At 48.5% G+C, this 26,100-nt stretch carries 29 protein-coding genes and 3 tRNA genes; 13 read left to right on the top strand and 19 right to left on the bottom strand.

The window, feature by feature from the left end; genetic code table 11:
- Positions 1-16: 16 nt before the first annotated feature.
- From NMC31_RS15790 to NMC31_RS15760, 7 genes are all read right to left on the bottom strand, one after another.
- Positions 17-370, bottom strand: coding sequence for a hypothetical protein (locus tag NMC31_RS15790; protein ID WP_149463603.1), 354 nt, complete (start codon positions 368-370; stop codon positions 17-19).
- Between the two features lie 774 nt (positions 371-1,144).
- Positions 1,145-3,325, bottom strand: a complete 2,181-nt coding sequence (locus NMC31_RS15785) for a chemotaxis protein (RefSeq protein WP_253898431.1) — start codon at positions 3,323-3,325, stop codon at positions 1,145-1,147.
- Positions 3,325-3,675: a phiTE-211 family phage-derived protein gene (locus NMC31_RS15780; RefSeq protein ID WP_253898430.1), complete on the bottom strand. Its 351-nt coding sequence runs from the start codon at positions 3,673-3,675 to the stop codon at positions 3,325-3,327. Before NMC31_RS15780 ends, NMC31_RS15785 begins: the two co-directional genes overlap by 1 nt.
- Before the next feature lie 180 nt (positions 3,676-3,855).
- Positions 3,856-4,329, bottom strand: a complete 474-nt coding sequence (locus NMC31_RS15775) for a hypothetical protein (RefSeq protein WP_253898429.1) — start codon at positions 4,327-4,329, stop codon at positions 3,856-3,858.
- Between the two features lie 11 nt (positions 4,330-4,340).
- The gene (locus NMC31_RS15770) at positions 4,341-5,087 is read right to left on the bottom strand and encodes a DUF6945 domain-containing protein (RefSeq protein ID WP_253898428.1); all 747 of its coding nucleotides are present in this window, start codon (positions 5,085-5,087) and stop codon (positions 4,341-4,343) included.
- Positions 5,062-5,253 (bottom strand): hypothetical protein, encoded by a 192-nt coding sequence (locus tag NMC31_RS15765; protein WP_253898427.1) that lies wholly within the window; start codon positions 5,251-5,253, stop codon positions 5,062-5,064. The genes NMC31_RS15770 and NMC31_RS15765 overlap by 26 nt, the downstream gene beginning before the upstream one ends.
- Positions 5,254-5,342: 89 nt before the next feature.
- The gene (locus tag NMC31_RS15760; RefSeq protein ID WP_253898426.1) at positions 5,343-5,789 is read right to left on the bottom strand and encodes a hypothetical protein; all 447 of its coding nucleotides are present in this window, start codon (positions 5,787-5,789) and stop codon (positions 5,343-5,345) included.
- 862 nt (positions 5,790-6,651) lie between these two features.
- Between NMC31_RS15760 and NMC31_RS15755 the strand changes: the two genes are divergently transcribed.
- The 3 genes from NMC31_RS15755 (at position 6,652) to NMC31_RS15745 (ending at position 8,824) form a co-directional block, all read left to right on the top strand.
- Positions 6,652-7,011 carry a hypothetical protein gene (locus NMC31_RS15755; protein ID WP_253898425.1) on the top strand — a complete coding sequence of 120 codons (360 nt, stop codon included), beginning with the start codon at positions 6,652-6,654 and terminating at the stop codon, positions 7,009-7,011.
- An 830-nt stretch (positions 7,012-7,841) separates the two neighbouring features.
- The gene (locus NMC31_RS15750; protein WP_253898424.1) at positions 7,842-8,402 is read left to right on the top strand and encodes a tyrosine-type recombinase/integrase; all 561 of its coding nucleotides are present in this window, start codon (positions 7,842-7,844) and stop codon (positions 8,400-8,402) included.
- A 212-nt stretch (positions 8,403-8,614) separates the two neighbouring features.
- A complete protein-coding gene (locus NMC31_RS15745; RefSeq protein ID WP_253898423.1) occupies positions 8,615-8,824 on the top strand; it encodes a hypothetical protein in 210 nt (69 codons plus the stop codon).
- Positions 8,825-8,841: 17 nt separating this feature from the next.
- Here the strand turns inward: NMC31_RS15745 and NMC31_RS15740 are convergent, their stop codons facing one another.
- Both NMC31_RS15740 and NMC31_RS15735 read right to left on the bottom strand, forming a co-directional pair.
- On the bottom strand, positions 8,842-9,315 hold the full coding sequence (locus tag NMC31_RS15740) for a hypothetical protein (RefSeq protein WP_253898422.1): 474 nt from the start codon (positions 9,313-9,315) through the stop codon (positions 8,842-8,844).
- Between the two features lie 47 nt (positions 9,316-9,362).
- Positions 9,363-9,740: a hypothetical protein gene (locus NMC31_RS15735; protein ID WP_253898421.1), complete on the bottom strand. Its 378-nt coding sequence runs from the start codon at positions 9,738-9,740 to the stop codon at positions 9,363-9,365.
- Between the two features lie 506 nt (positions 9,741-10,246).
- On the opposite strand from NMC31_RS15735, the gene sodB reads away from it, so the two are divergent.
- Positions 10,247-10,828: a superoxide dismutase [Fe] gene (gene sodB, locus NMC31_RS15730; RefSeq protein WP_253898420.1), complete on the top strand. Its 582-nt coding sequence runs from the start codon at positions 10,247-10,249 to the stop codon at positions 10,826-10,828.
- A 38-nt stretch (positions 10,829-10,866) separates the two neighbouring features.
- On the opposite strand, the gene NMC31_RS15725 is transcribed toward sodB, so the two are convergent.
- Entirely contained in the window at positions 10,867-12,033 is a 1,167-nt protein-coding gene (locus tag NMC31_RS15725; RefSeq protein ID WP_253898419.1) for an MFS transporter, read from the bottom strand.
- A gap of 161 nt (positions 12,034-12,194) precedes the next feature.
- Positions 12,195-12,284, bottom strand: a complete 90-nt coding sequence (gene cydH / locus NMC31_RS15720) for a cytochrome bd-I oxidase subunit CydH (RefSeq protein ID WP_015964251.1) — start codon at positions 12,282-12,284, stop codon at positions 12,195-12,197.
- A gap of 294 nt (positions 12,285-12,578) precedes the next feature.
- Between cydH and purR the strand changes: the two genes are divergently transcribed.
- Positions 12,579-13,604, top strand: coding sequence for an HTH-type transcriptional repressor PurR (gene purR / locus NMC31_RS15715; protein WP_149462639.1), 1,026 nt, complete (start codon positions 12,579-12,581; stop codon positions 13,602-13,604).
- On the opposite strand, the gene punR is transcribed toward purR, so the two are convergent.
- Positions 13,601-14,533, bottom strand: coding sequence for a DNA-binding transcriptional activator PunR (gene punR, locus NMC31_RS15710; RefSeq protein WP_253898418.1), 933 nt, complete (start codon positions 14,531-14,533; stop codon positions 13,601-13,603). The two genes, purR and punR, sit on opposite strands and share 4 nt — an antisense overlap.
- A gap of 109 nt (positions 14,534-14,642) precedes the next feature.
- Between punR and punC the strand changes: the two genes are divergently transcribed.
- The gene (punC, locus tag NMC31_RS15705; RefSeq protein ID WP_253898417.1) at positions 14,643-15,827 is read left to right on the top strand and encodes a purine nucleoside transporter PunC; all 1,185 of its coding nucleotides are present in this window, start codon (positions 14,643-14,645) and stop codon (positions 15,825-15,827) included.
- 297 nt (positions 15,828-16,124) lie between these two features.
- The gene (cfa, locus tag NMC31_RS15700) at positions 16,125-17,273 is read left to right on the top strand and encodes a cyclopropane fatty acyl phospholipid synthase (protein ID WP_253898416.1); all 1,149 of its coding nucleotides are present in this window, start codon (positions 16,125-16,127) and stop codon (positions 17,271-17,273) included.
- Positions 17,274-17,306: 33 nt separating this feature from the next.
- On the opposite strand, the gene NMC31_RS15695 is transcribed toward cfa, so the two are convergent.
- Positions 17,307-17,951: a riboflavin synthase subunit alpha gene (locus NMC31_RS15695; protein WP_253898415.1), complete on the bottom strand. Its 645-nt coding sequence runs from the start codon at positions 17,949-17,951 to the stop codon at positions 17,307-17,309.
- Positions 17,952-18,188: 237 nt separating this feature from the next.
- Here NMC31_RS15695 and mdtK point away from each other — a divergent pair, with 237 nt between their 5' ends.
- On the top strand, positions 18,189-19,562 hold the full coding sequence (mdtK, locus tag NMC31_RS15690) for an MdtK family multidrug efflux MATE transporter (RefSeq protein ID WP_253898414.1): 1,374 nt from the start codon (positions 18,189-18,191) through the stop codon (positions 19,560-19,562).
- A 32-nt stretch (positions 19,563-19,594) separates the two neighbouring features.
- On the opposite strand, the gene zinT is transcribed toward mdtK, so the two are convergent.
- Positions 19,595-20,248 carry a metal-binding protein ZinT gene (gene zinT, locus NMC31_RS15685; protein WP_253898413.1) on the bottom strand — a complete coding sequence of 218 codons (654 nt, stop codon included), beginning with the start codon at positions 20,246-20,248 and terminating at the stop codon, positions 19,595-19,597.
- A 237-nt stretch (positions 20,249-20,485) separates the two neighbouring features.
- Here zinT and NMC31_RS15680 point away from each other — a divergent pair.
- From NMC31_RS15680 to NMC31_RS15670, 3 genes are all read left to right on the top strand, one after another.
- Positions 20,486-20,562 (top strand) — tRNA-Val (locus NMC31_RS15680).
- 4 nt (positions 20,563-20,566) lie between these two features.
- Positions 20,567-20,643: transfer RNA gene (locus tag NMC31_RS15675), tRNA-Val, on the top strand.
- A 4-nt stretch (positions 20,644-20,647) separates the two neighbouring features.
- Positions 20,648-20,724 (top strand) — tRNA-Val (locus NMC31_RS15670).
- A gap of 127 nt (positions 20,725-20,851) precedes the next feature.
- On the opposite strand, the gene NMC31_RS15665 is transcribed toward NMC31_RS15670, so the two are convergent.
- Positions 20,852-21,148, bottom strand: a complete 297-nt coding sequence (locus NMC31_RS15665) for a YmdA family protein (protein WP_253898412.1) — start codon at positions 21,146-21,148, stop codon at positions 20,852-20,854.
- Positions 21,149-21,583: 435 nt separating this feature from the next.
- Between NMC31_RS15665 and ldtC the strand changes: the two genes are divergently transcribed.
- The gene (gene ldtC, locus NMC31_RS15660; protein ID WP_149462646.1) at positions 21,584-22,549 is read left to right on the top strand and encodes a L,D-transpeptidase LdtC; all 966 of its coding nucleotides are present in this window, start codon (positions 21,584-21,586) and stop codon (positions 22,547-22,549) included.
- A gap of 100 nt (positions 22,550-22,649) precedes the next feature.
- On the opposite strand, the gene bhsA is transcribed toward ldtC, so the two are convergent.
- The gene (gene bhsA / locus NMC31_RS15655; protein WP_253898411.1) at positions 22,650-22,907 is read right to left on the bottom strand and encodes a multiple stress resistance protein BhsA; all 258 of its coding nucleotides are present in this window, start codon (positions 22,905-22,907) and stop codon (positions 22,650-22,652) included.
- Positions 22,908-23,156: 249 nt separating this feature from the next.
- On the opposite strand from bhsA, the gene NMC31_RS15650 reads away from it, so the two are divergent.
- The gene (locus tag NMC31_RS15650; protein ID WP_253898410.1) at positions 23,157-23,792 is read left to right on the top strand and encodes a TetR/AcrR family transcriptional regulator; all 636 of its coding nucleotides are present in this window, start codon (positions 23,157-23,159) and stop codon (positions 23,790-23,792) included.
- Positions 23,793-23,869: 77 nt separating this feature from the next.
- Here NMC31_RS15650 and NMC31_RS15645 read toward each other — a convergent pair whose 3' ends face one another.
- The 3 genes from NMC31_RS15645 to NMC31_RS15635 form a co-directional block, all read right to left on the bottom strand.
- Positions 23,870-24,313, bottom strand: a complete 444-nt coding sequence (locus tag NMC31_RS15645; protein ID WP_253898409.1) for a hypothetical protein — start codon at positions 24,311-24,313, stop codon at positions 23,870-23,872.
- Between the two features lie 431 nt (positions 24,314-24,744).
- Positions 24,745-25,122: a hypothetical protein gene (locus NMC31_RS15640; protein WP_253898408.1), complete on the bottom strand. Its 378-nt coding sequence runs from the start codon at positions 25,120-25,122 to the stop codon at positions 24,745-24,747.
- A gap of 92 nt (positions 25,123-25,214) precedes the next feature.
- The gene (locus NMC31_RS15635; RefSeq protein ID WP_253898407.1) at positions 25,215-25,643 is read right to left on the bottom strand and encodes a hypothetical protein; all 429 of its coding nucleotides are present in this window, start codon (positions 25,641-25,643) and stop codon (positions 25,215-25,217) included.
- Positions 25,644-26,100: the final 457 nt, after the last annotated feature.

The following is a 26,100-nucleotide window of genomic DNA, read 5'->3' as shown; positions in this document are numbered from 1 at the left end:
TGGTATCTCTCCTTGATTAGATCGCTGCGATAGTGGTGTTTGCATTGGCAATGCGATTACCCTGTTTGATAAGTGCGGCGTAAGCAGCATCTTTTGCGGCTGTGTCCACAACCAACCCCGCCGGATTGAACACACATTGGGTGTCACTGATAACCAGACTACGAGCATCACCAGCGACCTGATTTTGCAGTGCTACAGCGCAATCATCGCCATCAGCAGCGACATAAGCCGCGCCTGTGGTCGGATCGATGACATCACCACAAGTCACGTCAGCAGCCAGATCAAGGATCACAGTTCGTTTGTGGAAAACAGGAGAGTCGGTATAAACCAATACATCCTGTGGGGTTTTACTTTCGTATTCAAAAGCCATGTTTTTGTATCTCCATCAGTTATTCGGTCACAAAGTGATGAACCTATGGTTTACGGGGCGATGCCCTTTGCTACAGGCAAACACCTCCGGTGCTGAAGGTTCACCGCCAAGCGGCCTTGTTTAGTCACCTGCTATACAGGCAGGTATTGTTATTCGGCAGATATGCCGGAATTTGTTACAGGCGTAAAAGAGGCCGCACTGTGCGGCCTTCTTTCACCCGTTTACGGGTTAGCAATCTTGATTGCTAATCGCGAAGCGATGTTTTTCACTTCGTGTTCCAGACAGAAAAGACCCCGGAACAGGAATATCCCTGCCCGGTTGGTGGATCATCGGTGAGATGAAATTTCTGAGTGGAGAGATGGGAGGTGTGCAACGCCGTCCAATGGGTAAGGAGTAGGAACCCAAAACATTGCACACCTGTTGTCAGTTTCCATCGTGACAAGATGACCGGCGAGGAGAGCGCCGGATTTAATGGCATCCCGATCTAGTCGAGGTGTACTTTTATTTTGCTGCCTGCGACCTGACATCGCCTTCCCCTTGAGAGGTGGAGAAGCAGCAAAAGAAAAGGGGCTATCCACAAGCCCACTTTGTATCCTTAAGGAGTTGGGAAGCGACAATGGCAGTAGTACGCACATACCATAACTGCAATCAGCTATTTGCACATAATCACATCACGTTATTATTTTACCACAAATGATAATCATTCGCAACAAATTTCACGGTGACGTATTGATTTCTTGAATAAAAGGCGACAGATTCGCCGCCTCTAAATTGTCACTGAGCCATCCCCAGAATCATGTTCTGATTATTGAGTTCACTATCCCTGATACGTGCATCAACTAGGCCAGTAACCGCACCATCATTCACGTTGATGTCTATTGGTGAAAGCTTGATAGCGGCTTCACCATGAACATTAACACTGTATTGCTGGCGCTGGGTCATATTCTCCAGAGTTGGAACCTGGAATGTTGGTTGAGGCATCTGGTAGGTCGGCAGATTGAAACCAGGCATCTGATTAATCGGCTGCTGATAAGCACCACGAGTGCCAATGTTCAGGGATTTTGCTGCTGCACTTATGGCTGTCCCGCTTCCGTACGAGTCTGAAGGCATTCCCTGCACTCCCGGAATAGTGTTAGCCCCGGTAAACGTTGCAGCGGCTGACTTCAGTTTGTTGACGAACCAACCTACGGCGCTGTCATCGTAGTACCAGCCAGATTCGTTAAGCTGCTCGTGCTTGTTGTCTGGATTGACAGACCCGAACCAGGAGGTAATTTTCAGGACGGCTGAGGCCATCTCACCCAAGCTTTTACCTAATTCATCCGTGATCGGGACTAGCCCCGCCATACCTTTGCTGAGGTTCTCAGTATTCTGACCATATTCACCAAGCCCCTGAACAAAAGAAGCGGAAAAGTGATCAGCCAGGCTGGTTTGAACTCTCGAATATTCCGTAGAGAGTGCGGAGAGTTTATCTAATTGCGCCTGCTGCGAGTCCGATAAGGCCCAGCCTTCAGAAGAGAGTTTCTTCATTCGGTCAATAACATTCTGCCCGTTCTGGTCGAGGATGTTCAGGAAGACTGATCCGTCGTTCACGGCCTCACCAAGATGTCTCACCTGGTTATCCGTCCAACCGAAAGTTTTCTGCAACTGTTTGAGATATAGAATAAAAGTTGGAAAGTTCAATTTTTGCAGTTCACCAATCACCTTCTGGGCTACCTTCTGGTTGCCGTTGGTGGAGGTCAGCACATTGTTGATGATATCTGCGAACTCACCACCACCGCTGAAATTCAACTGTCCTGTTTTATTGTTTCGTTTGAAAGAACCGGTATTGAGCAATTCACCGGACTTTTCGAGTGTATCTTTGTTTAGATCGCTTAATTTTTCAGCACTTAGTGAGTACCCGACACGGCTCATGGATAGATCCTGGAGTGCGGCAAACTCAAGATTACTGATCCCGTACTGCTGGAGCTTTTTAACATCGCGTGAGCGCTCTAAACTCCCCTGTAAAACAGCCCCGGCTTTATTGATACCCATTGAGCCGATTAATGTTGCGCCACCGATAGCGCCAGCAGCGGCGAGACCACCATAACCACGCTCGCTACGTTCACGCGTCAGACGTTGAGCATTGATACGCCCTGCTCGCTCGGCTTTCGCTTTATCTTTAACAATCTGGCGGTTAATACGTGCCTGCCGCCTAGTTTCCAGAGTCGCTTTAGCAAGTTCATGGCGCATTTCTGCGATGGTATAACGCTGTTCGGAGTATCCCTTGGTGGCTTCCTTGATTGCCTGCACAGCTTTGAATTTATCCGCAAGAGATACGGATTCAATGTGTGCAATCGTCAAGCTTGCCCTGCGGAGTGTATCGTGAGCGGTGATTTGTCGTTTAAAAGCCGCCTCTTTCTCACGCTGGCGCTTCTCTTCTAAAGCCATCGCCTTTTTGGTGGCTGCGATTTCAGAGGCGATAACACTGCTTCTACCCATCGCCTGGGTTTGACGGGCAACCAGGGCGGGGTCATGGAAACGACCGCCCATGTTGGGGTTGTAGGTCATCGCCCTATGCTGGCTCGCTGCCCTCACCTTCGCAGATATCGCTGCCAGACGAGCATTCTGAAGGGCGGTCTGTTCCTGTTGTGATAGCTGGCGAGCCTGTAATGAAGTCATTTTATTGGCGTGGGCGACTGCATCCCGCTGCATTTTGGCCTGAATCTGAGCTTGTTTCTGCTGTTGTTTTGTTAATTGCTCTACCTGGCGAAGCTTCGCAGTTTGGGCCTTAGCAGCAGCAAGTGCTGTCTTACCTTCACTTCGCTGAAGCTTCTTAACAGTTGCTGCGTAACGTTGAGACGGTTTCTCGTGGGCTTCTTTCAGAGAGATGATCTTCTTCTTGGCTCTGCTGAATGCGTTATCATCGGTTTCCCATGTAATAAGATTTCGGGTCTCAGTAACAATAATGTTAGCCATTACGCCTCCTGATCCATCGCATAACCAAGACGCTCAAGGGCGGCGAGTTGTTCAGGTGTTAGCTCATCAAGACTTGCCTTCATCATAAGACTGACCGGACGCAGATTAGCGCTATAACCCTGAAGCTGGTGACACAGAGCGATACCCTTTTCCTTGATGTTCTTACCCGCTTTTTTTGCTGGCTCATTGGTTGTGCTTAATGTGGTCGTTGCAGTCGAAGCGGTCAGGTAATTCTGTACAGCTTCCGCTAGTGTATCTTTAGCGCTTTTATTCAGGGTTTCCGCTTCGTCTGTTTCTGCGGCCAGGATTGCGGCGAGAATATCGGCGCGGATGTCGTTTATGTTTTTCATTATGATATCTCCAAATGAGGATAATCCCACCGATCAGGACGTGACGAATCACTAACCAGAAGGTGAGCAGATAAGTAAGGTAATCAAGCATCATTAGCCCCCGGCTGGGGTTAGTTCATCACAATGCGATTAACGGCAATTACCGTTAACCTGCTAGCAGGTGTTAGTTCATTGCAGGTGTCAGTGCAGTCGAAGCGGTTTCTGCTTACGACGAGAGTGACGTTGCAGGATTTTCTGGTATTCACGAACCAGCGGATCAGTCTCTGGCGGGAAACGCGACATGACCTCAGCGCGCGGAATACCTTCATTAGCCAAGTAGGTCACAACAGAGAACAAACCAAGATTCAGTAGATTGCAGATGCTGGACAAATCAGCGCCATCAGTAAAAAGCTGATAGGTCAGACGGGAAACAGCAAATTGGTTCATCTTCTCTTTTTGTCGGAATCGTGGGTTCCACGTCTTCGCCAGTTCAGCAACGTATTCAGGATCTAGTCTGAGAATTAGAGCAACTTTTCCGGGAGAGTGTCCCGCCACGAGCATGGATTTAGCTGTTCGGGTAACAGATTCATCACGGCGACGTTGCTTAAACAATTTTTGGTTGTTGGGGGTCTGGTTGTTAGTAGTCTGGCTAGTGCCAGTAGCGGTATTACACAATTATTCCTCCATTATAAAAAGTCACAGGTTGTAGCCATATCAAAATCTACCCACTTGTTTGACGGTTGCCCATATTCTTCAAAATCTTCATCGTCCGGGGCTACAGATTTAAAACTTTCTCTGGGTCTACCATTACAAGGAAACTCAACAACATTTTCCCCGGTCAACGCATCACCACTGGATAAATCAGCATCGACAGGAACATCCACAACAGGTACGCCGTCTGGTTTTCCAGCAACAGGCGCGACAGGTTCCACCACATCACGTTTCTGCTCATTTTTACCGCTCTCCCCGGATTTTGACTGATAATTTTTTACGTTCTTACGTTCCTGAGATGCATAAAGGCGTTTAAGCGCCTCTTCATGGTCATATGTTGGCTTTCCGTTCAACAGCTTCGGATAGCTGAAAATCAAGTTGTGTTCTTGGCTCACTACTGACTTCACCGTGTATGAATGGCTTTTCTGGCTCTCATCAATAACGAGTAAACCAAGTGCTTCAAGCACTTTCATCCACTTGCCAAGGGTTTTTGGTGAGCATTTGCATTTAGTGGCGATATCCCTCTGGTCTTCATAGAATGACTGGCCCTTTTTCCGATAACTATTGTACTGATCCAACATGTAGGTATGGATCTTCTCAAGTTTATCCTCAACTTTGAAACATTCACCAGTAGCCTTAATTGTGATTGCTTCTGCATAGAAAAGGCAGCGATCTTCCTCAATCCATAATTCTGGTTTATTTTGCGACGCTCTTTTGCTCATTATAATCTCCATTAATATTCCCCAAGGCGGGTAAAGTTTCACCGTTATCGAAAAGATGAGCGGCAATTTCTAGCACCTCACGTGCAAGGTTTGGAACAGTTGTTCCCCGCCGCTTTGCTTCTGCTAAAAGTCCGGCGTAAATGTGCTGTTGAATCTTCAAATTCATATCAAGCTTCCTCCTCGATTTGGTACAAAAGAAACCTCTCCAGTGGTCGCCCAGAAGGCGAACCGGATCAGATAATTATTGATGCTGTTTTAAGCGGCTGTCGCTGTTAGGAAATTACCTTTACAGGTGTAGCCATAGGATTCTAAGCGCTCCACACCATCAGTAGCGATCAAGAGCATAATCACCTGCTCAGGTGTCAAATCCAGATTTAGTTTGTTACGGTATAACGAGCGATAGCCTTGGAGCACAGGGGCCAGGATTTCAGTCAGGCTGTAGCCCTCGGCGTATTTCTCACTAAGCGGCTTAAGGACGGTTTTAAAAGCCCGTGCTTGCTTCGCTTTCTTCCGCTCCTGTTTGAGAATATGCAGACAAACGGCGATCTGAGGATATTTAGCGTGTACAGCGTCTGCGCCGCCGTTTCTACTGATGAAGGCCCACAAAGCTGGCTTGGTGTATTTGCCGTTCAGGATGAGATCAGCGATCTGCTCGCCTGTCATAGTGGTCAGGTCGAGACGTTGGGATTTTGGTTTATTCATTGGGTTCTCCGTTTCTGTTGAAAGAATTATTCGCGGAGGTCTCTTTGTACCCATTTTGTATTGCCGTGAGATTGACAAGGGATGTCGTGATGACGGCAGAATTATTCGAGGATTCGTAGGAAGATCATTACCCTACCTATCTATTATATCAGTTTACACTTGAAATAGAAAGCTTTATTTTAGTAAACTTTATAATACCTCATCATCACATTATCAATTACCGAAATCTTTGTCAATAGTGCCAAATCGTGCTGTAACGTGTTCTGCGGGGACTTGTCACCATCACAGTACATACGTATCACCACCACCGTTTAAACGCCGTAGAGAGGCGTTGAGGAGGTCTGTTAGTTAACCCGCGCCGCCCCGGAGTGAACCGGACAGATGCAAAGCAGTCCTCTACGCCGTGCTCCGATCCACATATGGCGAACAAGTTCGCAGCTTCCACACAGAGTGAGGGCGTAGCTCTCTGGCGTAGACTGTCGGGTTACCTGAGTCACAGAAGCCAGCGTGATGGCTGATGTGCTAACGAAGGTTAGAAGGTCATCGAAGAGAACTTCTTACCCACAGATATCTAAAGTGGCGTAGCCATTCAGAGCGTAGCGATACAGAGGTATCACTCCTTAACACACACTAGTGAACACCAGTTCACCCAGCCCTTGACCTTAAAGTCTTTAATGATCTTATTTAGAGATTGATCTTAATGTATGTTGATCTTATTGGTGAGTAACCATTACCGATGACTCATCTGTAACCATTACCGATGAAACTGCTTTTCATGTGTATTGATTACCGATGACTTCTGACTAGAACTTTCAGCGGTAACTGAGTAACCTCTTTCCATCAGTGAACAAAAGGGATCGACATGGAAATCATCCAAGGCAAAGACAGTTTCAACGAGATGGCAACTGGAATTATAGTGAAACTGTTTACAAATTATCCGTCTCACTCGGAATTTGACTATTCAGATTGGGGCTGGAATGACGAGCGTAGTGAGCTGTTGCGTAACACCCTGTTTGCTCTAAGGGATATGGGCTACATCCAAATAATCTCCTCTACAGATATGGACTACGCTGCCAGGTTAACCCCACTTGGTGTAAGCGTCCTTACTCAGAAAGCCCCGACTTCAGGTGATACCATTATTAACGTCCTCAAAAGTGCAGTAGGTGAAAGCCGTACAGCGGTGATCAGTGCTGTCATCGGTTGGATTTTCGGCGGGAAATAATAGGGTTTAAATACCCGTTAATTACGATTAATTGATAGGAAATCCTGTCTGTTGTCACTGGCTCGCCTGTGCAGTGTGGTGATCGTTATAGTATCGGATACATAACTAAGCCAGTAGTGACAGGGCCTCGGCAGATCTGCCAGTCAGATTGGAGCTAAACATAATCACCGATTCACCCACTCCTGAACCGTAAAAATAAATTTTCTTCGCAAAAACAATGAAAATCCGTCCATTTCTGGGCCTGTAGGAGCCTCTCAGCGGGGCGCTGTATTATCGGTGAGTCAGTGAGATAACGCCGCTAAGGGCTTCTGTTGGAGCAGAGGAAGGATTGGTGGGACTCCTCACATTGTTGTGGGAAATGTTACAGCACAGTGGCGGCCTGGACGGGAGAATATCGATTGTTGGTGGCTGACGTTGTGGACTTCTGGTGGGTATGAGAACTCACCTCTAACTTACACAATATGAAAGTGTAACTTAGCAACTCATTGATTTTTCTACCATGTGTTGTGAGTGAACATCAAAGAAGTGTATACACGATGCCTTATGCACCATCTATGCACGTTCTATGCACCTGCGCTGTGTGTGTAAAGAGTTGCCTTGCGATATTTTGAAATAATGTTTCATTTTTATCGACACGCTGTCTGCCACGCCTAGCAGCTCACCAAGTGAGGCAGGATATTTTCCGGCACTGATACCTGAAGAGCAGCCCCAACTTTATTTTCACTACGGGAGGGAGCTGGTGAAATACATATAAAAATCCCTTTACAATGATCATGTTATGATCAATATTCATCTTCTAACTTACACATTGAACATCAGAAAGGGGCGCTATGAAGAGAGTCGAGCCAGTCAGAAACAAAGACCAGATCGGAGAAGTTGAAAGACTGTTGCGCCAGCATAACAGCAGCCCGATCTATGGCGATTTGTGGGTGTTCCTGAACCAGACGGCGGCGCGAGTTGGTGACGCTCTCAGATTGCGTTATGCCGACTTTAATCATATCGAAGGGAACGTGTTGAATCTGAAGGAACAGAAGACAGGGAAAACCCGCTCGATCATGCTGACTGCGAAAGCGCTCGAACTGGTAGCACAACGCCGGGCTGACAATCCCGGTCATGAATACCTGTTCGAAGTGGACAGCAACCGGGCCAAAGGGAAACCGATCAGCCGGGTGACGGTCTCAGCCAAATTCAAAGAAGCCGGGGATATGCTCAATCTTCACATTGCGGCGCACAGCCCACGCAAGAACCTTGGTTATCACGCTATAAAACGTGGAGTTAGTCTGCCAACGCTCACGAAGCTATACGGGCATTCATCGCAAGCGGTCACACTAGCGTATTGTGGAATTATGGAAAAGGATGTTGAAGAAGTATTCCAGGCTATCGACTATTGAGGATAAGTGATGAGGATCATTGTGATCATAGGGCTGGCTTTGGCTTTATTGAACATATTGGCACATTTGAACGAAGGAAAGCGCTTCAGGGGTTATGGTATGTGTCGAGATAGTTTATTCATTGAAAGTGTTATGATTATTGCTTTATGGCCTATCTTGGTTCCAATTACATTAGTAATGATGTGGAAAAGATACAGAGAGGATGCGGGGAAATGAAGAAAATCTTACTTTGTGTACTGGCGCTGCTGCCGCTGGCTGCTCATGCAGGAAAAATCACCATGAGCAACCCCGACGAACAGGAGTTACAGGGCGGGAAGCGTCTTTGCATATATGAGGACTCGATCCATTTATTCACTCTCACCACCCGCTCGCAGTCTTGCCCATATTCTCGTACATTCGACAGTTCAGAGAACGAAAAGTAGTCAGTTTCTCTATGAAGTTAGACTAAAAATCGGTCCTTAAATTTCATGTATGACTCGTCCAATATACGTTTCGTCACAAGGCCTAATTCAATCGGGTTGATTATTTTGGGGTTGTAGCCATCGCCCAATAAATCACAAATATCAAATCCAAGAGCAATGTATGGTGGGGAGGTCATGGTTTGCCGATTTTCGTAAGCATCTGCAACACTTCGGCCTAACAAGGGGTAAATTTTTTGGAGTTTTACCTTTGTGGACTCTGAATGAGTAGTGCCACGAGAACTGACGATCCACCTTGCTACATGATCACAACATTCCTTTGCTTGATCAGCTGGTAGATGTCTGAAGGCAAGATAGCTGAATATAGCAAATCCCAAGAACTCGATATCCGCACTCCTTATCTCTATCGGATAGCCACTTAAGATATTGAGAGCAGAAAAACTAATCCCTGCTTGTGTACGTTCGGCTAACAAAGCTGTTTCTGAAGAGAGCATACCACCTCCATCCTTTTAGTATATGAACCATCCGTTAATATCGGTTTTTATTCATCGCCAGAGTAACGATCCATTTGACTTTCTTCTGCTGCACTTTTTAGGTCATTTGCATAAGCAATACAACCTTCTATAAATGATGCTGGCGCATTCTGTGATTGGCAAAACTGCTCATCAATTTCGTCGAAGCTTTCAGCCCAATCATATCCTGCTTGATGCCCAGAACAATCAGTTTTACAGCGGAAACCTCCAAAATACAGAACCCCAGTCTGCGAGCGAATGGGCGCTCCTACACCAATAGAGTTAACCATAGCAACATGATTCATGCCTTCAGGCGTGGCTTCAAACGCTTCACGCTGATATTTTTTATATTGGCCCCATGCCAAAACAGCAGCGATACAAATCACCACAATCCACCGTTTTTTCATGTTCCCTCACTTAACCACAAAAAATGTAATAGTACCCATAAAGCGCCGTGCTGGGTATACCAACATCAAGCGCCGAAGGCGTATCATCAGGGGTATTTGTCTGTTAACCGTTCTCTTATCGAGTACCGATCATTTATGGCTCGGTGAACACCACGGCAGAGCCAGCCCCTTTCCCGGACTGGTTAGGCTTCCCAACATTCGCTCGTTTATCCTTTGTGTGTCATCACGACAGACAGGAACGGGACACCGCGCTAAGTGTGGAACGGCTAAAAGTTGTAATCAAAACTGCATTCCTTTGCTGCCTGGTTAAGGCTTCGCCATTCACGTTTGTTAAATTAAACCTTTCGCGGTGTGAGGCTTTTAACTGCCGCCAGCGAGTGCTAACATCTTGATCACAATAAAAACCCTGTAACACTCGCGACAGCGATGCACAGTAAATACTGTCTTTAGATGCGAACACATCTTTAAAATGTGAGATAAAACAAGAAGTTATAAGGAGAGTAGCAATGTCGTTCGAATTACCTGCATTACCGTATGCCAAAGACGCTCTGGCACCGCACATTTCTGCCGAGACGCTCGAATATCATTATGGGAAACACCACCAGACTTACGTCACCAACCTGAACAATATGGTGAAAGGGACGGCGTTTGAAGGCAAATCGCTGGAAGAGATCATTCGCACCTCTGAAGGCGGCGTGTTTAACAACGCAGCGCAGGTCTGGAACCACACCTTCTACTGGCACTGCCTGGCACCGAACGCTGGTGGCGAACCGACCGGTGATGTGGCAGACGCCATCAACCGTTCTTTCGGTAGCTTTGCTGAGTTTAAAGCGCAGTTCAGTGATGCAGCCGCGAAGAACTTCGGTTCTGGCTGGACCTGGCTTGTGAAAAAAGCCGACGGCAGCCTGGCGATTGTCTCTACCTCTAACGCGGGTACGCCGTTGACGACCGATGCCAAACCGCTGCTGACGGTAGATGTGTGGGAGCATGCTTACTACATTGATTACCGCAATGCGCGCGTGAGCTATCTGGAGCACTTCTGGGCGCTGGTAAACTGGAAGTTTGTTGCTGAGAATCTGGCGGCATAAAGAAATGACGCAGAAGGGTTTTCCCTTCTGCGTTTTTGTTACTGACTGACCACGGCCTCTTCACCCTGTGAACGGCTGCTGAAGAAGACGAGCATTAGCGCAACCCCTGCCACAATCGCCCCCATCACCGGCACAAAGCTATACCCCAGTCCACCTGAAATCACCGCCCCACCGGCTACGGCACCCAATGCATTACCAAGATTAAACGCGCCAATGTTTACCGACGAAGAGAGCCCCGGCGCTTCATGCGCAACACGCATCACGCGCATTTGCAACGGTGGCACTACCGCAAAGGTCGCCGCACCCCACACCACCATACTGAATACCGCGCCGATTTCTGTACGCGCCAGGAACGGGATCGCCAGCATAATCAGCATCAACAGCAGCAAAAAACCTTTCAATGTGCCGCTGACCGAACGGTCGGCAAATTTACCGCCAAGATAGTTGCCGATTGAGAAACCCACGCCAATCAGCACCAGCATTAATGTGATAAAGGCAGGTGTCGCATGCGTGATGGTGTGCAAAACCGGAGAAATATAGGTATAGAGCGTGAACATCGCCCCGGCGCCCAGTACAGTCGTGATTAACGCAGACAGTACCTGTGGACGTACCAGCACCGACAGTTCACGTTTCACGTCCGGTTTCTCGCCCGCCCCGCCCTTCGGCAGCGACAACCACAGGCCGATAATGGCAATGACGCCAAGCCCAGCCGTCGCCAGGAACGACATGCGCCAGCCGATGGTCTCCCCAAGCCACGTAGCCGCCGGAACGCCGCCGATATTCGCGATGGTCAACCCCATAAACATGGTCGCTACCGCGCTGGCTTGCTTATGTTTTGGCACCACGCTTGCGGCAACAACAGACCCCAGACCAAAGAACGCGCCATGGTTAAGGCTGGTTATAATGCGCGACAGCATCAGTGTGGTGTAATCCGGGGCGATGGCAGAAAGGACGTTACCCAGGGTAAAAATCGCCATCAGGAAAATTAAGGCGTTGCGGCGTGCGCGATGTGAGAGCAGCAGCGTCATCAGCGGCGCGCCAACCATGACACCTACGGCGTAGGCGCTGATCAACATACCTGCGGCAGGAATCGAGACATCAACCCCTTTGGCAATAACGGGTAATAGCCCCATCGGCGAAAATTCGGTGGTGCCGATCCCGAATGCGCCTACGGCTAACGCCAGTAAGGGATAATTCACTTTCATGCTTTGACTCCGATTTGCCGCTAACGCAGGGCGGCGTGACAACAGAATGCAAAAGCATGACATCAATCACAAAAAAACAGAAGTGAACAAATCAGCAAAATATTTTTGCTGAAATGATAACAATCGCAGAGAGGGAGAGCCGTCTCTCCCTTTAGGATGGGTTAATGCAGGACGGCGGTCAGCGCGGCAGCAACGATCAGCGCCAGCGTAATAACCGTAGTGGTAATTGACATCTTCAGTTCAGTACTCATCAATTTTTCTCCTTATTATCCCCACACCAAAAGTGAGCTATGTCATTTTTGCACACTTATTCGCAAAAATCTTCCCGGATTTCACGCAATAACCGATTTTGCGCTTCCACTTTTGTCAAAGATAAGACAAAATTCGACGCTTATTAAAAAGTGTATCGGCCATTGACCCCCTCCTGTCGTCCTGTGTCGTTTTCCCGGCGAACCGCAATTCATAACATTGCGCCAGGGTGAGTGAAGGCAAACGTTTTCGTATTGAATCGATCAGGGGCAGGCCCGGGTCTGGAGTGAGATGGAATGGCAACTATTAAAGATGTAGCGAAGCGCGCAAACGTTTCCACTACAACTGTATCACATGTGATTAACAAGACGCGTTTTGTCGCCGAAGAGACGCGTGAAGCGGTGTGGGCGGCAATCAAAGAATTGCACTACTCTCCCAGCGCCGTGGCCCGCAGCCTGAAGGTCAATCACACCAAATCCATTGGTTTGTTGGCGACCAGCAGTGAAGCTGCCTACTTTGCAGAAATTATTGAAGCCGTTGAGAAGAACTGCTTCCAGAAAGGCTATACCTTGATCCTCGGTAATGCGTGGAACAACCTTGAGAAACAACGCGCGTATCTCTCCATGATGGCGCAGAAACGCGTCGATGGTCTGCTGGTGATGTGTTCCGAATATCCGGAACCGCTGCTGCAGATGCTGGAAGAGTACCGCCATATTCCGATGGTGGTTATGGACTGGGGTGAAGCGAAAGCCGACTTTACCGATTCGGTTATCGATAACGCCTTCGAAGGCGGCTATATGGCCGGCCGTTATCTGGTGGAGCGTGGGCATCGCGAAATTGGCGTTATCCCAGGCCCACTTGAGCGCAATACGGGTGCGGGTCGTCTGGCTGGCTTTATGAAAGCCATGGAAGAGATGATGATTAAGGTGCCGGAAAACTGGATTGTTCAGGGTGATTTTGAACCGGAATCCGGTTATCGTGCAATGCAGCAAATTCTGTCCCAGAATCCGCGCCCTACCGCTATCTTCTGCGGTGGCGATGTCATGGCAATGGGCGCATTATGCGCCGCAGACGAAATGGGGCTGCGCGTGCCGCAGGATATCTCGCTGATTGGTTACGACAACGTGCGCAACTCGCGTTTCTTTACGCCAGCACTGACCACCATCCACCAGCCGAAGGATTCCCTCGGGGAAACCGCCTTCAACATGCTGATGGACCGAATTGTCAGTAAACGCGAAGAGTCGCAGTCCATCGAAGTGCACCCACGCCTGATTGAACGCCGCTCCGTAGCCGACGGTCCGTTCCGCGACTATCGTCGCTAAGCCTCTTTGCGAACGCTCGCCCTGGGCGTTCGCAACCATTCACTGTTCAGCGTTTCACTGTCCCCCAGATAGGCTAATAACCAGCTTAGCGCCGGTGAACTGTCGTTTTGCTGCCAGGTCAGACAACAGGCCGCATCGGGAAACGGGTTTTCCAGTTCCAGAGCAACCCATTCGCCTTTATCTATCTTCGGTCGCGCAAAATGCTCTGGCACCATGCCAACGCATAACCCTGCGGATAAGCAGGTTTCTGACGATTCCCAGTCAGGCACCACGACCCTTTTCTGATTATCCAGCAACCATGTGGTACGTTTAGGTAACGAACGTGACGTATCTTCACGCACCAGCGACGGCCAGTTGCGCAACACATCATCACTGAGTGGCCCTGTCATTTGCGCCAGTGGATGGGAACGGGCTACCACGCACTGCCAGCTCAGCATGCCCATATCCCGAAACGCATAGCGACCACCAACCGGTATCGCGCGCGTCGCGCCAATCGCTAACTCAACGCGCCCATCCGCCAGCGCATCCCACACGCCATTAAATACTTCCTGATACACCAGCAGCTCTACATCACTGAAGTGGCGATAAAAATCGACAATCATTTGTCGGGTGCGCTCTGGTTTTACGATATTGTCTACCGCAATCGCCAGCTGTCCTCGCCAGCCATTGGCTATCTGTTGACACTGCTGACGGGTGATCTGCATTTTTTTGATAACAGAGCGTCCCTCCTTCAAAAACCATACCCCTGCCGGGGTTAATTCCACATCCCGATGACGGCGTTCGAAGAGCGGAACAGCCAGCCACTCCTCAAGTTGACGCACCGTATAGCTGATGGCAGAAGGCACACGATGCAGCTCATTTGCCGCGCCGCTAAAGCTTCCGTTACGCGCAACCGCATCCACAACTTCCAGTGAATATTCAGACCACATATTCTGCCTACAAAATTTTTGAAACCAAGACGCAAATATTAGCGTTTCACAAGCCAGATTTCACTCTCTACACTCTCAGCCTCCTCATCTGTACAAAAAAGGCGTTTTTATGCAACCTGGGAAAGGATTTTTAGTCTGGCTGGCCGGCCTGAGCGTATTGGGCTTTTTGGCCACCGATATGTATCTTCCGGCCTTTGCCGCGATTCAACGCGATCTGCAAACACCGGCGGCCGCCGTGAGCGCGAGCCTGAGTTTGTTCCTCGCCGGGTTCGCCGTGGCACAGCTGCTGTGGGGCCCACTCTCAGATCGCTATGGACGCAAGCCAGTTCTGCTGATTGGCCTGACGATTTTTGCCCTTGCTTGTCTGGGAATGTTGTGGGTACGTGATGCCACCACCCTGCTTATTCTGCGATTCGTGCAGGCAGTCGGCGTATGTGCCGCCGCGGTAACCTGGCAGGCGATGGTGACCGATTATTATCCGGCACAGCGAACTAACCGTATTTTCGCGACCATTATGCCACTGGTCGGGCTTTCTCCTGCGCTGGCACCGCTGCTGGGAAGCTGGATCCTGCACCACTTCGAGTGGCAGGCTATCTTTGCTACGCTCTTTGCCATCACGCTGATTTTGATGATCCCCGCGTTGCGCCTGAAACCCGCTCACAAAAAGGTCGCGGTCAGTGGCGATAAGCTGACATTTATGAAGCTGTTACACAGTCGCGATTATCGCGGTAACGTCCTGGTGTATGCGGCCTGCTCGGCAAGCTTCTTCGCCTGGTTGACGGGCTCGCCGTTTATTCTGAATGCGATGGGATATAGCCCGACCGTGATTGGATTGAGCTATGTGCCACAAACCATTGCGTTTCTCGTCGGTGGTTATGGCTGTCGCGCGGCACTGCAAAAGTGGGATGGTGCAAAACTGCTGCCATGGCTGCTGTTGATTTACGCTGTCAGCGTATTTGCCACCTGGGGCGTCGGCCTCACCGCGCATGTCTCGCTCACCGCGCTGCTGATTCCATTCTGCGTGATGGCAATGGCTAACGGCGCGATTTACCCGATTGTGGTAGCGCGCGCGCTGCGACCGTTCCCTCAGGCAACAGGCCGTGCGGCAGCATTACAGAATACGCTGCAATTAGGTCTTTGCTTCCTGGCAAGCCTGGTGGTTTCTTCACTGATTGCCGCCCCGCTGCTGGCCACCACCAGCGTCATGGTCGCCACCGTCGTTCTCGCCGGTATAGGCTACAAGATGCAGGATGGCGCAGAGGAAAATTCAGCTGAAGAAACTTCACGCGCCTAACATCATGAATATCAATGTTATTGACTCGTAGTCAGTTTGCTAAGAAATTTAATTGAATCAGTAGATTTTGCGTCCTATACTGGATCGGTATCACATAATTACGATAGTTATTACTTGTTAACGGGAGCAGGACGCCTCCCGGTTCCCCATGGATGGTCTTTTCGGCAAGGGTAATCTCCCTTCCTCTGTGCTACGTCGGATAGCAGGCTCACGGAAGTTCCGTGAGATTTCTCACAAACTCTAAAAAGCGTCTACGCTGTTTTAAGGTTCTGATCACCGGGTCGGGATGGAGAAGCTATGAGCTCATCGTGTATAGAAGAAGTAAGCGTACCGAATGATGACTGGTACCGCATCACCAATGAACTGTTAAGCCGGGCAGGCATCGAAATCAACGGCAACCGCCCCGCAGACTTGCAGGTTAAAAACCCCCAGTTTTTTAAACGTGTATTGCAGGAAGGTTCCCTGGGGTTAGGCGAAAGCTATATGGACGGTTGGTGGGAATGCGAGCGTCTGGATATTTTCTTCCAGAAAGTCCTGCGCGCGGGACTGGAAAATCAACTTCCCCGCCACCTGAAAGATACGCTGCGAATCGCAGCGGCCCGTCTGTTTAATCTGCAAAGTAAAAAACGTGCCTGGATGGTCGGTAAAGAGCATTACGATCTTGGCAACGATCTCTTCAGCCGCATGCTGGATCCCTTTATGCAGTACTCCTGTGGCTACTGGAAGGATGCCCAGACACTCGAAGAGGCCCAGCAGGCGAAGCTCAATTTGATTTGCCAGAAACTGAAACTTGAGCCCGGTATGCGCGTGCTGGATATTGGCTGCGGCTGGGGCGGGCTGGCGCAGTTTATGGCCGAGCATTACGGCGTGAGTGTGGTGGGCGTAACCATTTCTGCTGAGCAGCAAAAAATGGCGCAACAGCGTTGTGAAGGGTTAGACGTGACTATTCTGCTCCAGGACTATCGCGACCTGAACGATAAGTTTGACCGTATCGTTTCTGTCGGCATGTTTGAGCACGTCGGGCCGAAAAACTACGCTACTTATTTCTCAGTGGTGGACAGAAATCTCAAGCCAGACGGGTTATTCCTGCTACACACTATTGGTTCAAAACGTACAGACCTGAATGTTGATCCGTGGATCAATAAATACATCTTCCCGAACGGCTGCCTCCCCTCCGTGCGCCACATTGCGGATGCCAGCGAGCCCCATTTTGTGATGGAAGACTGGCACAACTTTGGCGCGGATTACGACACCACGCTCATGGCCTGGCATGACCGTTTTCTGGAAAGCTGGCCGGAAATCGCTGACAACTATTCGGAACGTTTCAAAAGAATGTTTTCGTATTATCTGAATGCCTGCGCGGGGGCGTTTCGCGCACGCGACATTCATCTCTGGCAGGTGGTGTTCTCGCGTGGCGTAGAACACGGTTTACGCGTCGCACGCTAGTTAATCTCCCCCGGCATCCGCCGGGGGATTTTTTTAGGCTTCAGGCTGCGCGGCTGCAATAGCTGCGGCTTCTTTCGCTGCCAGTACGCGTTCCACCGTATCAACAACGGCCTGCGTCTGCGGGTCAATCTCGATATTGATTTTATCGCCCAGACGTTTCGTGCCAAGCGTGGTGCGTTGCAGCGTTTCCGGAATCAGATGCACACAGAAGCGCGTTGGCGTCACTTCACCGACCGTCAGACTGATGCCATCAATACCGATAAAGCCTTTGTACAGGATGTACTTCATCAGTGACGGATCCTGGATTTTAAACCAGATCTGCTTGTTGTTTTCGGAGGTGACAATTTTCGCCACTTCCGCAGTAGTCATAATATGGCCCGACATCAAATGCCCGCCAATTTCGTCGCTGAATTTCGCCGCGCGCTCAACGTTAACCACATCGCCGACGTTCACATCACCCAGATTAGTGATACGCAACGTCTCTTTCATCAGATCAAAGCTAATCTGATTACCGTTTATTTCGGTCACGGTCAGACAGCAGCCGTTGTGCGCTACCGATGCGCCCGTTTCCAGGCCATCAAGCATGTAGTCCGGCAGCTCTACAACGTGCGTACGGAAATTGGGTTTTTCATCGATGGACACGATTTTTGCCGTGCCCTGCACAATACCAGTAAACATGCACTTAACTCCTGTCGATAATTACTCCGGCGAGGCTTACAGCCACACCGTATTTTCTGATACGAACAATAACAGTTGCCCAAACAGGTTGCCAGCCTCGGCGTAAAGACGTCGATTTTTAGACTGGCTTAATGGCAAATCCCCGCTACAATAGCTGGCAATCCTCTTTATTATCTTCTTGCTGCCTGTTCAGGCGGCTTTTCTGTCTCTCTAATAACAAAAAATATAGGTGTTAACGTGCAGAAGTATTTTAGCGAAGCGCGTCAGTTATTGGCTCTGGCTATCCCCGTTATTCTTGCGCAGGTTGCCCAAACGGCAATGGGGTTTGTGGATACCGTGATGGCGGGTGGTTACAGCGCGACCGATATGGCCGCCGTGGCTATCGGAACCTCCATCTGGTTACCGGCGATTTTATTTGGTCATGGTCTGCTGCTGGCGCTGACGCCCGTCATTGCTCAGCTCAATGGCTCAGGCCGGCGCGATCGTATCGCAGCGCAGGTTAGCCAGGGATTCTGGCTGGCAGGCCTGGTGTCCGTGTTAATTATGGTTGTGCTGTGGAACGCGGGCTATATCATCCGCTCGATGCATAATATCGACCCGGCGCTGGCGGATAAAGCCGTCGGCTATTTACGCGCGCTGCTGTGGGGGGCGCCGGGCTATCTGTGCTTCCAGGTCGCGCGTAACCAGTGCGAAGGGCTGGCGAAAACCAAACCGGGCATGGTGATGGGGTTTATTGGTTTACTGGTCAACATTCCGGTGAACTATATCTTTATCTACGGTCATTTCGGCATGCCGGAACTGGGCGGTGTGGGCTGTGGCGTCGCCACGGCGGCGGTCTATTGGGTGATGTTTATCAGCATGCTGTATTACATCAAACATGCCGGTTCGATGCGCGATATTCGTAATAATAACGGTTTTGTTAAACCCGATGTCACCGTTCTTAAACGCCTCTCTTCACTCGGGTTGCCGATTGCGCTGGCACTGTTTTTCGAAGTGACACTGTTCGCCGTAGTGGCACTGTTGGTATCGCCGCTGGGTATTGTCGACGTCGCAGGACACCAGATTGCGCTGAACTTCAGCTCGCTGATGTTCGTTCTGCCGATGTCGCTGGCGGCAGCGGTCACGATTCGCGTGGGGTTCCGTTTGGGCCAGGGCTCAACGCTGGATGCACAAACATCGGCATGGACCGGGCTGGGTGTTGGCGTCTGCATGGCGGTGCTGACGGCCATTTTCACCGTGTCGCTGCGCGAGCATATCGCCCTGCTGTATAACGATAATCCTGAAGTGGTCACACTCGCGGCGCAGTTGATGTTGCTGGCGGCGCTGTACCAGATCTCTGACTCCATTCAGGTGATCGGCAGCGGCATTTTGCGTGGCTATAAAGATACGCGTTCCATCTTCTTTATCACATTTATCGCCTATTGGGTGTTGGGCCTGCCAAGCGGTTACGTGCTGGCGCTCACCGACCTGGTGGTTGACAGAATGGGGCCCGCCGGTTTTTGGCTCGGCTTTATCATCGGCCTGACCTCTGCGGCGATAATGATGATGCTGAGAATGCGCTTTTTACAGCGTCAGCCATCAAGCCTGATATTGCAGCGTGCTTCACGCTGATTCACAATAGCCGCCTCCGTGCGGCTTTTTCATTAATGATGCAGCATTTCATCAACCACCTGCTCCGTGGACATTTGCCACGGATAGTAGGTCGGCCAGTTATCCATTTCTTTCAACAGCGCTTCCTGGGATGTGTTTCCCATAAAAATGTGGAAATGGGCGGATTTACGCGGCGCAATGGTGTGATCGCTAAACTGTACGAATTTTGGCGCGGCTGAGCCTGCATCCTGGCACTCAAAGAGATAACGTACACCTTTCTTACCTGAGGTATAGGTCAATATTTTATGCCCGGCATAACGGTAGTGACACGAATTTATCTTATCGCCGACATGAAATTCCATCACGCCATTTTCAATACCGATTGTCCCGACATTGGTCACATACCCTTTGCGGTAATAAGCCTTGATCTGTTCGGCGGTCTTACCCGGTTCCTTTTCCGCTTTTTGCTTAAATACCGGATCAAGGTCGCCTTTGAGCAGCAGGTCGTTAACGGATTGCCAAACGCCATCCCAGTCAGAAAGCGCACGATCTTTAACCGCACTGTCCTCAAAAATACCGTTCGCCGCTTGTTGCTCGGCTGCCGTCAAAGGTGCGCCGTGACTGTGGTCGCCATGCGCAAATGCAGCATTGGTCATCATCAGCGCTGCAATAGTCAGTGTGAGTTTCCCCAGATGTTTCAACGTCATTCCCTCATTTGAAAAAAAATAAATGTTATATTATAACATTTCAATTTTCAACACGAAGGCGTCAAATCGTCATCTCACCTGACGTCTGCTAGCCCGCGGGCTAACGAATAATCCTTAACAGAAGAAAAATACGCCAGATGTGCGTAAAACTTCTCCAGTCACATGAAATTGCACATTTTCCCCTTGCCACATCCGGCGGCTGCCGCTAATATTCGTCCCCGTTGTCACGACAACAATGCGTTCGTAGCTCAGTTGGTTAGAGCACCACCTTGACATGGTGGGGGTCGTTGGTTCGAGTCCAATCGAACGCACCATTTTGCGTTTATAGCTCAGTTGGTTAGAGCACCACCTTGACATGGTGGGGGTCGTTGGTTCGAGTCCAATTAAACGCACCATTATGCGTTCGTAGCTCAGTTGGTTAGAGCACCACCTTGACATGGTGGGGGTCGTTGGTTCGAGTCCAATCGAACGCACCATTCTTGTTTCATCTCCCCTCTTTTTCTTACTCGTTATCTTCTGCTCATCATCTGTTTTAAATAAATAAAAAGCACCATGAGTCATGAACAACGATTTGCCCATGACCCACGATGCCTTCAATAGTATTTAGCGATAAGTAATCTGTAATACCTGTAAATGAGGATTGTCCGCAACGTTATACACTTGTGCAGTCGCGAGATGCTGCATCAGCGCAAATTGTGCGCCCTGACGTAATGATTGCGTTTCACGCTGCTGCTTGCCATCACGGAAACAGGAGACCTGAACCACATCACGCTCAGGATTGACGCGGCAGGCTTCTTCAACAATCGAACCGCGAAAGTGAATTATCCCTGAATTAGCATTCGCCAATACCGGGCATGCAAAGAGAGCGGCCATCAGGCCATACTGAAGAGTACGTTTCATCCGTGTATACCTCACGTCCTGTGAGAAAGTCCTGTGACGCGGTAGACGAAAGCCCATCAATCATTGATAAGCGTTTATTTCAATTGTCGCGCTTCACATCCAAATAAGCTGAGAATGATTTAAGAATTTTCTCAAGCCCGGAATTAATGTAGCGTGATTTCTGACGGCAGAAAACAGTATTACCCGCGATATCTTCTATCGATAATCAAAAATGAGATGTCGCGCAAGTCTCCGTCGTAGAGCTCATACTCAAATTATTTGCGACCTGATGATTTTCCAATCGATCGCGGTAACTCATCGTCTGGCAGCTCCTGTCGCCAGGGCTGTCTCCTCCGAAACATTTACACATACTTGCAAACGCCCTTCACTTCCCGACACTTCCAGCAATCATAATATCTGTTTAAGTTTTAGCGACTTGTTAACTGGATGAACATGATGAGCAAACAAAGACGTTTTACGCGCTGGGCAGTGGGCATCGCGCTTGCCGCAACCGTTGCGTGGAGCCTGCCCGTTTCCGCCAATACCTGGCAGTTGCCAGCCAACGGTAGCCGACTCGTCGGGGAAAACCGCTATCATGTGGTTGAGAATGACGGTGGCTCGCTGGAGGCAATCGCTAAAAAATATAATGTCGGTTTCCTGGCTTTATTGCAGGCAAACCCTGGCGTAGACCCCTACGTTCCACGCGCAGGCAGCGTGCTGACCATTCCACTGCAAACGCTTTTGCCGGACGTGCCGCGGGAAGGCATCGTCATCAATCTGGCGGAACTACGCCTCTATTACTACCCACCGGGAAGCAACAAAGTCACTGTCTACCCTATCGGCATCGGTCAGTTAGGCGGCGATACGGTAACCCCAACCATGGTAACCACCGTATCGGACAAACGAGCCAATCCGACCTGGACACCCACAGCAAACATTCGTGCCCGCTATAAAGCACAGGGTATTATCTTGCCAGCCGTGATGCCCGCCGGTCCGGATAACCCGATGGGCCATCACGCTATTCGCTTAGCGGCACAGGGCGGCGTTTATCTGCTCCATGGAACGAACGCCGACTTTGGTATCGGCATGCGCGTCAGCTCCGGCTGTATTCGCCTGCGCGACGGTGATATCCGCAACTTGTTTGAGAAAGTGACGCCGGGCACCAAAGTGAATATCATCAACACGCCGATTAAAGCCTCGGTTGAACCGGGCGGCGTCCATCTGGTTGAAGTTCACCAGCCCCTGTCAAAACATATCGATGATGACCCGAAAACGCAGCCTATTGTGCTGAATGAGACGATGAGTGCGTTTAAAGAGAAGGCACAGACGAATACGGATGTGATGAACTATGCGATGGAGCTGCGTTCCGGCATGCCGGTTGACGTCACCCGCCATCACGTTGCGCAAGAGCAGTCGATGTAACGCTGATTCCAGACAGGCAAAAGCCCTGAGTGATGCGATCACTCAGGGCTTTTTTATGGCAGTGGCTTATTTAAAACGGCATTAATGAGGGAGTTAATGCTTATTTATAAATAATAGCCGTACCGTGCAGGTTGTTCGGACCACTTACGGAAGTGATACGGAACGATTTAGCGCCCATTTCGTCTGCTTTCTGAGACAGCTGATCTTCCAGGGAAGCCAGGTTCGGGCCAGCTGATGCCGCAATGGTACCGACTTTATGCTGATCCGCCGGGGTAGATTGAACTTCAACCGCAGCGAAACTTGCGAATGACAGAGAACTCAGAACAGCGGCGAGAGCCAGAGTTTTTACGTTTTTCATGATTATGACCTATGCAGATGAACTATGATGTAGAGCAAACTTTATTAACTTAACGATCGATAAGGTAATGATAATGAGATCTGGATCACTCGTCAACATGATTTTTATAACGATCATTTAGAAAATTAAAATCAGCCTATTTTTCATACCCATAGGAATTATTTATTTTTGGGAATTCACCGCTGGCAGCCTGAAGCGATTATTTTTATAATGAGCGTTCACTAAAACCGAAAGAGGTACAACGGCACTATGACAACTGAGACGCAAAGTTGCGCTAAAAAGGGCCGTGGTCGACCAAAAGTATTTGACCGGGAAGCAGCGCTGGATAAAGCAATGACGCTTTTCTGGCAGCATGGCTACGAAGCCACGTCACTCTCCGATCTCGTAGAGGCCACGGGCGCAAAAGCACCTACCCTGTATGCAGAATTCGTGAATAAAGAGGGGCTCTTCCGCGCCGTTCTCGATCACTACATCGCTCACTTCGCAGCAAAACATGAAGCGAAGCTCTGTTGTGATGACAAGTGTGTGGATGAGGCGCTGAAAGATTACTTCACTGCTGTCGCGACCTGCTACACCAGTAAAGACACTCCGGCGGGCTGCTTTATGATTAACACGTCCGCCGCACTGGCGGCGTCGTCAAAAGAGATAGCCAAAACCATTAAATCCCGCCACGCCGTTCAGGAACAAACGCTGCGCGAGTTTTTACAGCATCGTCAGGAGAAAGGTGAAATTCCGGCTGGGAAAGATGTAAATGAGCTGGCGCTGTTCTTAAGCTGTGTATTGCAGGGTATGTCGATTAGCGCGCGCGAAGGCGCAAGTTTTGACACATTAATGCAGATTACCCGCACGACGCTGGGGCTGTGGCCGCATATGTTGGGTGAGTGAGAATTCGATCGCACTGTAATGAATGAGGGAGTCTGCGTTGATGGGCTCCCGCTGTATTAAAAGTTATGTAGCTGGTGTTAGTCCTCATCATCGGCTGTGTCGTTTGCAATATCGCTGAGTCTTTTGTAGAGAATTTTGCGAAGAAAGGCATCTAAGGCTCTCGAACGGAAGAAATCAACGCATTTGTACATGACCATATTCGCTGATGCCAAATCCCCCTGCTGTGTGCTCGGCTTGTAAAAATCGCCCGTTTTCTCTTCTATGTACCTGGCTAACACATTATTTCGTTTACTATAAAACCCTAACCCCGCATCAATATCAATGTAACCATAGGTGTTGTCATGAAGGGGGACTTTATTAAAATCTATGCCCATCTTCGCATAGTTGGTGTTTATACACTTGCCGAGGGAAAATGTTTTATACTCATCCAGCATTTTGCGCGGGATGATTATTTTATCTTTAGCAAATACACTTGATATGGATAACAACACAATAATTATATTTAAAGACTTATAAGGCATATATACCTCCTACGCTTGTTGGCAGTCGCCCTACAACTACCAACATGAATACAACAGGCCGACAACTCAAATCTTCATCCAATCACTAAAATCATGCTTTTTTGTACTTTCTGAACATGAGATACGAAATGTACAAAAACTTACAGGCCATAACAAACCTAATAATCATCTTCAATGTGAAATGAATTTTACTGCCAGCTTCTATCAAATAATAATTCTTCGCTATGAAATACAAAAAAATCCAGATTCAATTGACAATAACAAAAACACAATACTTAAAAACAAAATAAAATATTTCATTCATTCAATACCCCTTAGTTATAAACCAACAACAGTTCGGGCTACTTTAATTCTATCGCACATAGATAGTTAACATATTATATTATTCTCAAACCAAATTCTCATATCAAGAGCCAACTATGTAGGAAGCATTATTCATGACCAAAGTTTTGCCATGCTAAAGCGTGGAGTTTTGATTTCTCACCCCAAAATACATCCAGTTCTTTGGAGAGTAAAAAATTGTTGTCAGCTTTAGTAACGATTGCCTCTATAAGACCTGTTGCAACGGCTGTAGCCAACTCGTCATTGAGAGAATCCATACCCTCTTCGATATGTTTGAAGATGGCTTTTTTTTGACTTTCGTCGAGATGACAAAAGTTTCCAGCGAGCGCCTTACCAATCTGTGCAAACAATATCACCACCGGCGTTGTTTGGGGATACCAGTACTTATTAGTTAATGTAATAGTTTGGGATATGCAATCAGAAAACGATGCCATCTCTTGTAAATATTTAATGAGAATTTTGTTCATTGTATTTTAGAGTATTCAACCCACCTATATTTTTATCAATAGTTAATGATACCGCATTATCATAAACACTAAATGGTAAAACACACTTAACGTTAGTCTGTGCGATAAGCTGAATACCATGAAAAACATTGAGCCAGTTTATCAGGGATGCCCGGTGCGCTCTCCTTTATCCATTGTTCCATATCATCATCAATTGAAACTGCACCACTAAAAATTGCAACATAATCGGTATGTAAAATGTCCCCGCTATAAACAAGTATTGACTCATCGGATGCCCAATCATTCTCATAAACCATTGACCATCCCTGATAGGTAAAGAATGCTAAAACATCTACCTTTTTCACTTCGAACTCTTGATTTAACTGCCGCATGATATTTTTTTCGATCAAATTTTTTTGAGTCACATCCAGATTGGTCTTCAATCCGGAACATGGCGAACTGGCGATTGCTGAATTGCCTGCTATTAATAAAATTAGAATAAAAGCATTAAAGTAACGACTGGATAGATGGGACATTTTCACTTATACTCCACATTTAAAATTCCAAACAAACATTTAATTACTTTCAAACACTCTTAATCATTACCGTCATCCTTGGGCAGCATACCAAAAATAACATTAAAATAACTTCTCCGGCATATCCAAAAGCGTTGTTTTAAATTAATTTTTCATAATTTCATAATCTGGCCTCATGATTCCCCCGCTAAAGAGTGTGATATAATCAGTGGTTGATAGATCGCCGTGATACACAAGCAATGGTTCGTCTGAAACCCATGTTTCAACAGAAAAAAAGACCAGTCATTTTGAGTAAATGAGATCTAACACTTCCATTTTTTTTATGTCGATAATAGTGCTTAACTGTCTAATAATATTTTCTTTAAATACGTCTAGTTGAGCAGGATTTATATCTTTCTTTAAATCGGTGCATGGTGTCTTCGAAAATAAAAAGCAAGGCATCATGAGTACGAGCAGAAATGTA

Origin of the sequence: Pseudocitrobacter vendiensis, assembly GCF_943590815.1 — a bacterium.
Lineage (GTDB): Bacteria > Pseudomonadota > Gammaproteobacteria > Enterobacterales > Enterobacteriaceae > Pseudocitrobacter > Pseudocitrobacter vendiensis.
The sequence above is the reverse complement of the archived record's forward strand: the minus strand, read 5'-3'. Positions and strand labels throughout refer to the sequence as shown.